The sequence below is a fragment of the Pseudomonas sp. B12(2026) genome (assembly GCF_057767015.1).
Genome location: NZ_CM173430.1, coordinates 5,315,341 through 5,328,342 on the forward strand (window position 1 = coordinate 5,315,341; position 13,002 = coordinate 5,328,342).

General features: G+C 67.5%; 7 protein-coding genes. 6 read left to right on the forward strand and 1 reads right to left on the reverse strand.

The annotated features are described in order from the left end of the window. Positions 1 to 16: 16 nt before the first annotated feature. The 4 genes from aceE (at position 17) to msrA (ending at position 8,010) form a co-directional block, all read left to right on the forward strand. Entirely contained in the window at positions 17 to 2,665 is a 2,649-nt protein-coding gene (gene aceE, locus AC3B6A_RS24770; protein ID WP_488399741.1) for a pyruvate dehydrogenase (acetyl-transferring), homodimeric type, read from the forward strand. Positions 2,666 to 2,676: 11 nt separating this feature from the next. After that, positions 2,677 to 4,308 (forward strand): dihydrolipoyllysine-residue acetyltransferase, encoded by a 1,632-nt coding sequence (aceF, locus tag AC3B6A_RS24775; protein ID WP_488399742.1) that lies wholly within the window; start codon positions 2,677 to 2,679, stop codon positions 4,306 to 4,308. A 273-nt stretch (positions 4,309 to 4,581) separates the two neighbouring features. Beyond that, positions 4,582 to 7,281, forward strand: a complete 2,700-nt coding sequence (locus AC3B6A_RS24780; RefSeq protein ID WP_488399743.1) for a putative bifunctional diguanylate cyclase/phosphodiesterase — start codon at positions 4,582 to 4,584, stop codon at positions 7,279 to 7,281. A gap of 81 nt (positions 7,282 to 7,362) precedes the next feature. Beyond that, positions 7,363 to 8,010: a peptide-methionine (S)-S-oxide reductase MsrA gene (msrA, locus tag AC3B6A_RS24785; protein ID WP_488399744.1), complete on the forward strand. Its 648-nt coding sequence runs from the start codon at positions 7,363 to 7,365 to the stop codon at positions 8,008 to 8,010. A gap of 169 nt (positions 8,011 to 8,179) precedes the next feature. Here msrA and AC3B6A_RS24790 read toward each other — a convergent pair whose 3' ends face one another. Further along, on the reverse strand, positions 8,180 to 9,016 hold the full coding sequence (locus tag AC3B6A_RS24790; RefSeq protein ID WP_488399745.1) for a 23S rRNA (adenine(2030)-N(6))-methyltransferase RlmJ: 837 nt from the start codon (positions 9,014 to 9,016) through the stop codon (positions 8,180 to 8,182). Between the two features lie 133 nt (positions 9,017 to 9,149). On the opposite strand from AC3B6A_RS24790, the gene AC3B6A_RS24795 reads away from it, so the two are divergent. Next, a complete protein-coding gene (locus tag AC3B6A_RS24795) occupies positions 9,150 to 10,952 on the forward strand; it encodes an acyl-CoA dehydrogenase (protein ID WP_488399746.1) in 1,803 nt (600 codons plus the stop codon). A gap of 278 nt (positions 10,953 to 11,230) precedes the next feature. Then, a complete protein-coding gene (locus tag AC3B6A_RS24800; protein ID WP_488399747.1) occupies positions 11,231 to 12,970 on the forward strand; it encodes a potassium/proton antiporter in 1,740 nt (579 codons plus the stop codon). Positions 12,971 to 13,002 lie beyond the last annotated feature (32 nt).

Sequence of the window (13,002 nt, forward strand, 5' to 3'; positions counted from 1 at the left end):
CGCCCTGGAGCAAGCCATGCAAGACCTCGATCCCGTCGAAACCCAGGAATGGCTGGACGCCCTGGAATCGGTCCTGGACCGTGAAGGTGAGGAACGCGCCCATTACCTGATGACCCGCATGGGCGAACTGGCTACCCGCACCGGTACCCAACTGCCCTACGCCATCACCACGCCGTACCGCAACACCATCCCGGTCACCCACGAAGCCCGCATGCCCGGCGACCTGTTCATGGAGCGGCGCATCCGCTCGCTGGTGCGCTGGAACGCCCTGGCCATGGTGATGAAGGCCAACAAGAACGACCCGGACCTGGGCGGCCACATCTCCACCTTCGCTTCCTCGGCGACCCTCTACGACATCGGCTTCAACTACTTCTTCCAGGCCCCGACCGAAGAACACGGCGGCGACCTGGTGTTCTTCCAGGGCCACGCCTCCCCCGGCGTCTATGCCCGCGCCTTCCTCGAAGGGCGCATCAGCGAAGACCAGCTGAACAACTTCCGCCAGGAAGTGGACGGCAACGGCCTGTCCTCCTACCCGCACCCCTGGCTGATGCCGGACTTCTGGCAGTTCCCCACCGTGTCCATGGGCCTGGGCCCGATCCAGGCGATCTACCAGGCGCGCTTCATGAAGTACCTGGAGAGCCGCGGTTTCATCCCCGCCGGCAAGCAGAAGGTCTGGTGCTTCATGGGTGACGGCGAGTGCGACGAGCCGGAATCCCTGGGCGCGATCTCCCTGGCCGGCCGCGAGAAGCTGGACAACCTGATCTTCGTCATCAACTGCAACCTGCAGCGCCTCGACGGCCCGGTTCGCGGCAACGGCAAGATCATCCAGGAACTCGAGGGCGTGTTCCGCGGCGCCGAGTGGAACGTCAACAAGGTCATCTGGGGCCGCTTCTGGGACCCGCTGTTCGCCAAGGACACCGCCGGCCTGCTGCAGCAGCGCATGGACGAAGTCATCGACGGCGAATACCAGAACTACAAGGCCAAGGACGGCGCCTACGTGCGCGAGCACTTCTTCGGTGCGCGTCCGGAGCTGCTGGAGATGGTCAAGGACCTCTCCGACGAGGAAGTCTGGAAACTCAACCGCGGCGGCCACGACCCCTACAAGGTCTATGCGGCCTACCACCAGGCGGTCAACCACAAGGGCCAGCCGACCGTCATCCTGGCCAAGACCATCAAGGGCTATGGCACAGGCTCCGGCGAAGCGAAGAACATCGCGCACAACGTCAAGAAGGTCGACGTCGAGTCCCTGAAGGCGTTCCGCGACAAGTTCGACATCCCGATCAAGGATGCCGATCTGGAACACCTGCCGTTCTACCGCCCCGAGGAAGGCAGCGCCGAGGCCAAGTACCTGGCTTCCCGCCGCGCCGCCCTGGGTGGCGTGATGCCGGTGCGCCGCGCCAAGAGCTTCCAGGTCCCGGTTCCCCCGCTGGATACTCTCAAGGCCATCCTCGACGGCTCGGGCGACCGCGAAATCTCCACCACCATGGCCTTCGTGCGGATCATCTCGCAGCTGGTCAAGGACAAGGAACTCGGCCCGCGCATCGTCCCCATCGTGCCGGACGAAGCCCGTACCTTCGGTATGGAAGGCATGTTCCGCCAGCTCGGCATCTACTCCTCCGTCGGCCAGCTGTACGAGCCGGTCGACAAGGACCAGGTGATGTTCTACCGCGAGGACAAGAAAGGTCAGATCCTCGAGGAAGGCATCAACGAAGCCGGCGCCATGTCCAGCTGGATCGCCGCGGGTACCTCGTACTCCACGCACAACCAGCCGATGCTGCCGTTCTACATCTTCTATTCGATGTTCGGCTTCCAGCGCATCGGTGACCTGGCCTGGGCCGCCGGCGACAGCCGCACCCACGGCTTCCTGGTCGGCGGCACCGCCGGGCGTACCACCTTGAACGGTGAAGGCCTGCAGCACGAGGACGGCCACAGCCACCTGCTGGCGTCGACCATCCCCAACTGCCGCACCTACGATCCGACCTACGCCTACGAGCTGGCGGTGATCATCCGCGAGGGTGCGCGCCAGATGATCGAGGAGCAGCAGGACGTCTTCTACTACATCACCGTGATGAACGAGAACTACGTTCAGCCGGCCATGCCCAAGGGCGTGGAGGAAGGCATCATCAAGGGCATGTACCTCCTCGAGGAGGACAAGAAGGAAGCCGCGCACCACGTGCAGCTGCTGGGCTCGGGCACCATCCTGCGCGAAGTCGAGGAAGCCGCGAAGATCCTGCGCAACGACTTCGGCATCGGCGCCGACGTCTGGTCCGTTCCGAGCTTCAACGAACTGCGCCGCGACGGCCTGGCCGTGGAGCGCCACAACCGCCTGCACCCGGGGCAGAAGCCCAAGCAGAGCTACGTCGAGGAGTGCCTGGCCGGCCGCAAGGGCCCGGTGATCGCCTCCACCGACTACCTGAAGCTCTACGCCGAGCAGATCCGCCAGTGGGTCCCGAGCAAGGAGTACAAGGTGCTGGGCACCGACGGCTTCGGCCGCAGCGACAGCCGCCGCAAGCTGCGCGACTTCTTCGAAGTGGACCGCAAGTGGGTCGTTCTGGCCGCGCTGGAAGCCCTGGCCGACCGTGGTGATATCGAGCCCAAGGTAGTGGCCGAAGCCATCGCCAAGCTCGGCATCAACCCCGAAAAACGCAACCCGCTGGACTGCTGAGGAGAGGCACGATGAGCGAACTGATTCGTGTACCCGACATCGGCAACGGCCAGGGTGAAGTCATCGAGCTGCTGGTCAAGGTCGGCGACACCGTCGAGGCCGACCAGAGCCTGCTGACCCTGGAGTCGGACAAGGCCAGCATGGAAATCCCCTCGCCGAAAGCCGGCGTGGTGAAGAGCCTGAAGGTCAAGGTGGGCGACACCCTGAAGGAAGGCGACGAGATCCTCGAGCTGGAAGTCGAAGGTGGTTCGGCGGCTGCCGAAGCGCCCAAGGCCGCGGCACCGGCCGCCGAGGCTCCGAAGGCAGAGGCTCCGGCCGCTGCCCCGGCACCGGCTGCCGCTCCGGCCGCCGGCGCCAGCGTGCAGGACATCCACGTCCCGGACATCGGCTCGGCCGGCAAGGCCAACGTCATCGAAGTCATGGTGAAAGCCGGCGACACGGTCGAAGCCGACCAGTCGCTGATCACCCTGGAGTCGGACAAGGCCAGCATGGAAATCCCCTCGCCGGCCGCCGGCGTGGTGGAAAGCGTGTCGATCAAGGTCGGTGACGAAGTCGGCACCGGCGCCCTGATCCTCAAGCTCAAGGTGGCCGGCGCCGCCGCGCCCGCCGCCGTGGAGGCACCGGCTGCCGCTCCGGCTCCGGCCGCTGCTGCACCTGTCGCGGCTCCGGCCCCGGCCGCCGCCGCGCCGGCGCAAGCCGCTCCGGTGGGCGCGCCGAGCCGCGAAGGCGCCAAGGTCCATGCCGGCCCCGCCGTGCGCATGGTCGCCCGCGAGTTCGGCGTCGAGCTGTCCGACGTGAAGGGCACCGGTCCCAAGGGCCGCGTCCTCAAGGAAGACGTGCAGGCGTTCGTCAAGGAGCAGCTGCAACGCGCCAAGTCCGGCGCGCCGGCAGGCGCCACTGGCGGCGCGGGCATCCCGCCGATTCCGGAAGTCGACTTCAGCAAGTTCGGCGAAGTGGAAGAAGTGGCGATGACCCGGCTGATGCAGGTCGGCGCCGCCAACCTGCACCGCAGCTGGCTGAACGTGCCGCACGTGACCCAGTTCGACTCGGCCGACATCACCGAGGCGGAAGCCTTCCGCGTGGCGCAGAAGGCCGCCGCCGAGAAGGCCGGCGTCAAGCTGACCGTGCTGCCGATCCTGCTCAAGGCCTGTGCGCACCTGCTCAAGGAGCTGCCGGACTTCAACAGCTCCCTGGCCCCCAGCGGCAAGGCGCTGATCCGCAAGAAGTACGTGCACATCGGCTTCGCCGTGGACACCCCGGACGGCCTGCTGGTGCCGGTGATCCGCAACGTCGACCAGAAGAGCCTGCTGCAGCTGGCCGCCGAAGCCGCGGACCTCGCGGAAAAGGCGCGCACCAAGAAGCTCTCCGCCGACGCCATGCAGGGCGCCTGCTTCACCATCTCCAGCCTCGGCCACATTGGCGGCACCGGCTTCACGCCGATCGTCAACGCGCCGGAGGTGGCGATCCTCGGTGTGAGCAAGGCGACGATCCAGCCGGTGTGGGACGGCAAGGCCTTCCAGCCGCGCCTGATGCTGCCGCTGTCGCTGTCCTACGATCACCGCGTGATCAACGGGGCCGCCGCCGCGCGCTTCACCAAGCGCCTGTCCGACCTGCTGGGCGACATCCGCACCCTGCTGCTGTAAAGAGCGTTACCCGGGCGGGCCCCGTGCCCGCCCGCCTCTCGACGAGCACGCCACGCTCGTACTCTCCAGCCCTGCCGGATAGCAGGGCTTCTTTTTGTCCGCCCGGGACGGCCCGAGCGTCTCCCCGCGGATCCGCGCGCAGCTCAACTTCCCTGCCGGACAGCCGATACAGGCTTGGCTTGTCAGCGCCTAGCGCCTCATGCAAATCTTGCCCACGCCCATCGAAGTCGGCCGAGGCCATGCACCTCGCCAGTACCTGGAAATCCTCCGCGCATGAAGAGTCATCCCGATGCCGCCAGCCGTCCGGCGGCCGAGGCTGTCACGCAGCTCCCCGTCCCCTCGCGGCTCGGGATGTTGCGCTTCGAGCGCCTGAACGAACCCAGCTGGACCCTGCTGTTCCTCGACCCGGGCTGCGAGCGCCAGATCGGCGTGCCCGCCCAGGACCTCTGCGGCATCCTCGACGGTCCCTACGCCAGCCTGATGGAGCCCGAGGCGCGCCATCGCCTGCATGAGCAGGTGCAGCAACAGCTGCTCGCGGACGGCCGCTACCGGGTGCGCTACAGCCTGCACTCGCCGCGCGGCACGCTGAACATCCTGGAGGTCGGCGAGGCCTTCCAGCAGCACGGCCGGCAACTGCTGCACGGCTACCTGCTGCAGGATGACGGCGATACCCCGGCTGCCGAACCGGACCTGCGCCTGCTGGACCTGGAAGCGCAGAACATCCGCCTGAAGATGTCCCTGGAGATGTACCAGCGCTCCCAGGACGAGCACCTGCAGCACCTGGTGCGCTCGCGCGCCCAGCAGAACCTCATCCTGCGCCTGGCGCGGCACCGCTACCTGTCCAGCGACCCGCTGCTGGAAGCCGCGCAACTGATCGCCCAGGCCGCCTGCGAAGCCTACGACGTGGCCCGCGCCGGCATCTGGCGCCTGCTTCCGGAGAATCGCCTGGAGGCGGTCACCGCCTACCGCCGCGACACCGACCAGTACGAGAAGCCGCAGGACATCGACGCCAGCCGCTTCCCCCGCTACCTCGACGCGATCCACAGCGGCCGCGCCATCGACGCCCACAACGCCCTGCAGGACCCGCGCACCCAGGAGCTGGCGAGGCACTACCTGCACCCGCAGGGCGTCAGCGCGCTGCTCGACGCCACCATTCGCATCGGCGGCGAAGTGGTCGGCGTGCTGTGCCTGGAGCACGTCGGCGAAGCGCGCATGTGGCAGAGCGACGAGATCGCCTTCGCCGGCGAGCTGGCCGACCAGTACGCCCAGGTGCTGATGAACCACGAGCGGCGCAACGCCTCCAGCGCCCTGCACCTGTTCCAGCGCGCCGTCGAGCAGAGCGCCAGCGCCTTCCTGCTGATCGACCGCGACGGCCTGGTGGAGTACGTCAACCCGAGCTTCACCGCCATCACCCAGTACGGCGCCGACGAAGTGCGCGGCCGCCGCCTGCCGGAACTGCCGGCCCTGGCCAACCTCAGCGAGCTGCTGTTCGACGCGCGCTCCACCCTGGTCACCCAGAACAGCTGGCAGGGCGAGTTCCGCAGCCGCCGCAAGAACCTCGAGCCCTACTGGGGCCAGCTGTCGCTGTCGAAGGTCCATGACGACCGGGGCGAGCTGACCCACTACATCGGCATCTACGAAGACATCACCCAGAGCAAGCTGGCCCAGCAGCACATCGAGAAGCTCGCCTACCGCGACAACCTCACCGGGCTGGCCAACCGGCACTACTTCATCAGCGCCCTGGAAGAACGCCTGCAGGCCGGCAGCGAACACTCGCTGAGCCTGCTGCTGGTGGACATCGACAACTTCAAGCGGATCAACGACAGCCTCGGCCACCAGACCGGCGACAAACTGCTGGTCAACCTCGCCCGGCGCCTGCGCAGCAGCCTGAACGACAGCGCCACCCTGGCGCGCTTCGCCAGCAACGAATTCGCCGTGCTGCTGGAGGAATCCGTGGCCGGCCGTGGCGAGCGGATCGCCGAGCAGATCCTCGACGTGCTGGACAAGCCGCTGTTCGTCGACAACCAACTGATCAGCATCACCGGCTCCATTGGCATCGCCTACGCGCCGCAGCACGGCCAGGACCCGCAGACCCTGATGAAGCACGCGGGCCTCGCGCTGCACAAGGCCAAGGCCAACGGCAAGCACCAGGTGCAGACCTTCACCGAGGCGCTGACCGCCGAGGCCAGCTACAAGCTGTTCGTCGAGAGCAACCTGCGCCGCGCCCTGGTGCAGGACGAGCTGGCGGTGCACTACCAGCCCAAGCTGTGCCTGCGCAGCGGCCAGCTGCTCGGCCTGGAGGCGCTGCTGCGCTGGCAGCACCCGGAAAAGGGCATGATCCGCCCCGACCAGTTCATCAGCGTGGCCGAGGAAACCGGGCTGATCATCCCCATCGGCAAGTGGGTGATCCGCCAGGCCTGCCGGCAGGTGCGCGAGCTGGCCGCCAAGGGCCTGGGCGAGCTGCACATCGCCATCAACCTGTCGCCCAAGCAGTTCAGCGACCCCGACCTGGTCGGCTCCATCGCCGCGATCCTCCACGAGGAAAACATCCCCGCCGGCCAGCTGGAGCTGGAACTCACCGAAAGCCTGCTGCTGGACGCCACCGACGACACCCGCCAGCAGCTGGAACGCCTGAAGAACCTCGGCCTGACCCTGGCCATGGACGACTTCGGCACCGGCTATTCGTCGCTGAGCTACCTGAAGAAATTCCCCATCGACGTGATCAAGATCGATCGCAGCTTCATCAAGGACATCCCGGACAACCAGGACGACATGGAAATCACCTCGGCGGTGATCGCCATGGCCCACAACCTCAAGCTGCAGGTGGTCGCCGAGGGCGTGGAGACCGCCGCGCAGCTGGCCTTCCTGCGGCGCAACCGCTGCGACATCGGCCAGGGCTACCTGTTCGACCGGCCGATCCCCGGCGACGACCTCTCCGCCAGCCTGCAGCGTTACCCCTGCCGCCCGAATTGAACCCCGCAGCAGGGAAAAAACGCTGTAACCTCTGCCGAATACGAGAGTCTATTGCCGCCCTTCCCAAAGGAGACGAATGCCATGGTCCTGCGCTCGCAAATACTTGCCCACAAGATGGAACTGCCCAGTTCCGCCCAGGCCCTGCCCGGCCGCGAGAGCCCGATGCCGGTACCCGAAGCGCATTACGTCAACGGCCGCCCGCTGAGCGCGCCCTTCCCCGCCGGCCTGCAGCAGATCGTCCTCGGCATGGGCTGCTTCTGGGGCGCCGAGCGGCGCTTCTGGCAACAGCCGGGCGTGTGGGTCACGGCGGCGGGCTACGCCGGCGGCTACACGCCGAACCCGACCTACGACGAAGTCTGCTCCGGCCTGACCGGCCACAGCGAAGTCGTGCTGGTGGTCTACGACCCGCGCGAGACCAGCATCGAGGCGCTGCTGAAAGTCTTCTGGGAATCCCACGACCCGACCCAGGGCATGCGCCAGGGCAACGACACCGGCACCCAGTACCGCTCGGCGATCTACTGGTTCGACCACGCCCAGAAAGCCGCCATCGACGCCAGTCAGGCAGCCTTCCAGAAGGAGCTCGCCGCCAAGGGCTACGGCGCGATCACCACGGAAATTCGCGAGGTGCCGCCGTTCTACTACGCCGAGGCCTACCACCAGCAGTACCTGGCGAAGAACCCCAACGGCTATTGCGGCCTGGGTGGCACGGGCGTCTGCCTGCCGGCGTGAGCCCTTCGCGCCGGGGAAAATTCCCGGCGGCGTCGTAGGATGCAGGCGTAAGGCGGCTCTTGTAGGAGCGAGCTTGCTCGCGAACAGCCCCGCTGCGAGGCCAGTTCGCGAGCAAGCTCGCTCCTACGAAAAGCCCAAAATAAAAGCCCCGGCACTTGCCGGGGCTTTTTCATTCCGCGATCAGCCAGTCGAGCTGCCAGCTGCCTTCGCTCTGCGCCAGCGTGTCCGCCAGCCAGGGCAGCAGCCCGCGCAGCTCCTCGTCCAGCGGCCACGGCGGGTTGGCGATCACCAGCCCGGAGCCGTTCAGGCGGTCCGGGCTGTCCGCCGGGTGCACGCACAGTTCCGCGCGCAGCAGCTTGGGCGCCGAGCTCTGCTCCAGACGCTGGTAGAAGCGCTTGAGCTGGCGGCGGTCCTTGATCGGATACCAGATGGCGACCACCGTCTGGCGCATGCGGCCGATGGCCTCGTCCAGCGCGGTCACGCAGCGCTCCAGGTCGTCGCCCTGCTCGAACGGCGGGTCGATCAGCAGCACGCCGCGCTTCTCCGCCACCGGCAGGAAGGCGCGCGGCAGCAGCCAGCCGTCGCCCTGGTGCACGGCGATGCGCCGCTCGCCGGCCATGTTGGCCTTGAGCAGACGGCCGTCCTCGGGGTGCAGCTCGTTGAGCAGCACGCGATCCTGCGGGCGGGTCAGGCGGCGCGCCAGCTCCGGCGAGCCGGGGTAGAACTCCAGTTCGCCGTCGGGGTTGAGCGCGCGCACCACCTCCAGGTAGTCCTGCAGCAGCTCCGGCAGGCCATCGCGCTCCCACAGGCGGCCGATGCCCGACTCGAACTCGCCGGTGCGGCTGGCTTCGTCGCCCAGCAGGTCGTACAGGCCGATGCCGGAATGGCTGTCCAGGTAGGCGAAAGGCGTGTCCTTGCGCGCCATCAGGGCGAAGATGCGCGCCAGGACGATGTGTTTGAACACGTCGGCGTGGTTGCCGGCGTGGTAGGCGTGGCGGTAGTTCATGGATGGCAGACTCCTCAAGGCGCGCAGTGTAGCCGTAGTCGAGGTGTTTTAGCCCTTTATCACGCTCGTGGATGATTCTGTGCGAGCTTCATTCACCAGACTAGACTGCGGCGATTCCCACGGAGGTCGATCCATGTCCGAGACCCTGCTCAGTTCCCGCAATCTTGCCTTCGAACTCTACGAGGTGCTCGACGCCGAGGCCCTGACCCGCCGCGAGCGCTTCGCCGAGCACAACCGCGAGACCTTCGACGCCGCCCTGGGCACCGCCCGCGGCATCGCCGAGGAACTGTTCGCCCCGCACAACCGCAAGAACGACGAGAACGAACCGCAGTACGTCGACGGTGCCGCCGTGCTGATCCCCGAGGTGAAGCCGGCGGTGGACGCCTTCAACGAGGCCGGTTTCCAGAACGCCTCGCGCAGCTTCGAACAGGGCGGCATGCAGCTGCCGCACCTGCTGGCGCGGGCCTGCTTCGCGCACTTCCAGTCGGCCAACATCGCCACCTCGTCCTACCCGATGCTGAGCATGGGCTCCAGCCACCTGATCGAGACCTTCGGCAGCGACGAGCAGAAGCGCCTGTTCCTCCAGCCGATGATCGAAGGCCGCTGGTTCGGCACCATGGCGCTGACCGAGCCCCACGCCGGCTCGTCCCTGGCCGACATCCGCACCCGCGCCGAACCGGCCGCCGACGGCAGCTACCGGATCCGCGGCAACAAGATCTTCATCTCCGGCGGCGATCACCCGCTGTCGGAAAACATCGTGCACATGGTCCTGGCCAAGCTGCCGGACGCCCCGGCCGGGGTGAAGGGCATCAGCCTGTTCATCGTGCCGAAGTTCCTGGTCAACCCCGACGGCACCCTCGGCGCGCGCAACGACGTGACCCTGGCCGGCCTGTTCCACAAGATGGGCTGGCGCGGCACCACCTCCACCGCGCTGAACTTCGGCGATAAAGGCGAGTGCGTCGGCTACCTGGTGGGCAAGCCGCACCACGGCCTGGCCTACATGTTCCAGATGATGAACGAGGCGCGCATCGGCGTCGGCATGGGCGCCATCATGCTCGGCTACGCCGGCTACCTGTATTCCCTGGAGTACGCCCGCGAGCGCCCGCAGGGCCGCCCGGTGGACGCCAAGGACCCGACCTCGGCGCCGGTTCCGATCATCGAGCACGCCGACGTGCGGCGCATGCTGCTGACCCAGAAGGCCTACGTCGAGGGCGCCTTCGACCTCGGCCTGTACACCGCGCGCCTGGTGGACGACTGCGAGACGCTGCCCTCCGAGGACGAGCGCCGGCAGGCCCACGAACTGCTCGACCTGCTCACCCCGATCGTCAAATCCTGGCCCTCGGAGTTCTGCCTGAAGGCCAACGAACTGGCGATCCAGATCCTCGGCGGCCACGGCTACACCCGCGAATACCCGGTGGAGCAGTATTACCGCGACAACCGCCTGAACCCGATCCACGAAGGCACCCACGGCATCCAGTCGCTGGACCTGCTCGGCCGCAAGCTGGCGCAGAACAACGGCGCCGGCCTCAAGCAGCTGACCCGCCTGATCAACCTGTGCTGCCAGCGCGCTCAGGCGCACCCCTCGCTGGACAGGCTGCGCGAGCCGCTGGAACAGCTGATGACGCGCCTCTCGGCGACCACCCTGGGGCTGCTCGGCGACCTGATGCAGGGCCGCGTGGCGCAGGGACTGGCCAACTCGGCGCTGTACCTGAAGGTGTTCGGCCACGCGGTGATCGGCTGGCGCTGGCTGGAACAGGCGATCCGCGCCGAGGAAGGCCTGGCGCGCGGCACCGCTGCCGACAGCGACTTCTACCGCGGCAAGCTGCAGGCCGCGCGCTACTTCCTGACCTGGGAAGTGCCGTCCTGCCACCACGAACTGGCGCTGCTCGAAGCCCGCGACGACACCTGTTCCGCCATGCAGGACGCCTGGTTCTAGTCCCGCATGTCCCTCCGGCCCCGGTCACGTCCGGGGCTTTTTTATGCCCGTGGCCAGACGCCCCGTGCCAGGGCATCCGACTGCGGCGCCCCGACAAGCGGCTGCCTCGGTGCCCGCCCGGAGCGATACCGCGCACAGCCCGGAAACCCCCGCCGCAGGTTCCTCAACTAACCTTTGACAGCCTTGCAAATCCGCAGGTTAGAATCGATTGGCATGCGGCCTGCATCCTCAATCCACGTAGCGTCGCCACTCCCCCCGTCCCCCAGGAGGTCGACATATTGGATGCCGTGGCCATCAACAGCTATTTCCTGATCGCTGCTGTGCTGATCGGCATGAGCATCCTGGTCAGTTCGCTGTCATCGCGCCTGGGCATCCCGATCCTGGTCATCTTCCTCGCCGTGGGCATGGTCGCCGGCACCGACGGCCCCGGCGGCATCGGTTTCTCCAACTTCCCCATGGCCTACCTGGTGGGCAACCTGGCGCTGGCCGTGATCCTCCTCGACGGCGGCCTGCGCACACGGGTGGCGAGCTTCCGCGTGGCCCTCTGGCCCGCGCTCTCCCTGGCCACGGCCGGGGTGCTGATCACCGCCGGCCTGACCGGCATCGCCGCCGCCTGGCTGTTCAAGCTGAGCTGGATGGAAGGCCTGCTGATCGGCGCCATCGTCGGCTCCACCGATGCCGCGGCGGTGTTCTCCCTGCTCGGCGGCAAGGGCCTCAACGAGCGGGTCACCGCCAGCCTGGAGATCGAGTCGGGCAGCAACGACCCGATGGCGGTGTTCCTCACCGTCACCCTGATCGACATGCTGGCCCACGGCGAAGGCGCCAGCTGGAGCTTCTTCTGGCATTTCCTGCGCGAATTCGGCATCGGCTCCCTGCTCGGCCTGGGTGGCGGCTGGTTGCTGCTGCAGGTGATCAACCGCATCCACCTGGCCAACGGCCTGTATCCGCTGCTGGTGATCAGCGGCGGCCTGCTGATCTTCGCCCTGGCCAACGCGGTGCACGGCAGCGGCATCCTCGCCATTTATCTGTGCGGCCTGGTGCTGGGCAACCAGCCGATCCGCTCGCGCCACGGCATCCTGCACATGCTCGACGGCATGGCCTGGCTGGCGCAGATCGGCATGTTCCTGGTCCTCGGCCTGCTGGTCACGCCCCACGACCTCTGGCCCATCGCCCTGCCGGCGCTGGGCCTGGCGCTGTGGATGATCCTCGTCGCGCGCCCGCTGTCGGTGCTGGTCGGGCTGATTCCGTTCCGCGCCTTCCATGGCCGCGAGAAGGTCTTCATCGCCTGGGTCGGCCTGCGCGGCGCGGTGCCGATCATCCTCGCGGTGTTCCCGCTGATGGCCGGCCTGCCCAACGCCCAGCTGTTCTTCAACGTGGCCTTCTTCATCGTGCTGGTGTCGCTGCTGGTGCAGGGCACCAGCCTGCCCTGGGCGGCCAAGCTGCTGCGGGTGATAGTGCCGCCGGACCCGGCGCCGATCTCCCGCGCCGGTCTGGAAGTGCACCCGACCAGCGAGTGGGAGCTGTTCGTCTACCACCTGAGCAAGGAAAAGTGGTGCATCGGCGCCGCCCTGCGCGAGCTGAAGATGCCCGAGGGCACGCGCATCGCTGCGCTGTTCCGCGGCACCCAGCTGCTGCACCCCTCGGGCAGTACGATCCTCGAAGCCGACGACATCCTCTGCGTGATCGGCCACGAGCACGACCTCTCGCCGCTGGGCAAGCTGTTCAGCCAGGCGCCGGACCGCGGCCTGGGCGCGCGCTTCTTCGGCGACTTCGTGCTCGAAGGCGACGCCCAGCTCTCCGCCGTGGCCTCGCTGTACGGCCTGAAGCTGGAAGGCGTGGACGGCGAGCAGACGCTGGGCCGCTTCATCGCCCACGAAATCGGCGGCCAGGCGATCATCGGCGACCAGGTGGAATGGAACGGCCTGACCTGGACCGTCGCCGCCCTGGACGGGAACAAGATCCGCAAGGTCGGGGTCAAATTCCCCGAAGGCCGCCCCGGCCCCGGCCTGTTCCTCTGACCGCCCACCGGTGTCCGCTTGCGGGCGCCGGC

What these genes read in the sequence shown, in the direction of transcription:
- msrA (WP_488399744.1), top strand. Translation starts at nt 7,363, where the DNA reads ATGGTCCTGCGCTCGCAAATACTTGCCCACAAGATGGAACTGCCCAGT.
- aceE (WP_488399741.1), top strand. Translation starts at nt 17, where the DNA reads ATGCAAGACCTCGATCCCGTCGAAACCCAGGAATGGCTGGACGCCCTG.
- AC3B6A_RS24790 (WP_488399745.1), bottom strand. Translation starts at nt 9,016, where the DNA reads ATGAACTACCGCCACGCCTACCACGCCGGCAACCACGCCGACGTGTTC.
- aceF (WP_488399742.1), top strand. Translation starts at nt 2,677, where the DNA reads ATGAGCGAACTGATTCGTGTACCCGACATCGGCAACGGCCAGGGTGAA.
- AC3B6A_RS24780 (WP_488399743.1), top strand. Translation starts at nt 4,582, where the DNA reads ATGAAGAGTCATCCCGATGCCGCCAGCCGTCCGGCGGCCGAGGCTGTC.
- AC3B6A_RS24795 (WP_488399746.1), top strand. Translation starts at nt 9,150, where the DNA reads ATGTCCGAGACCCTGCTCAGTTCCCGCAATCTTGCCTTCGAACTCTAC.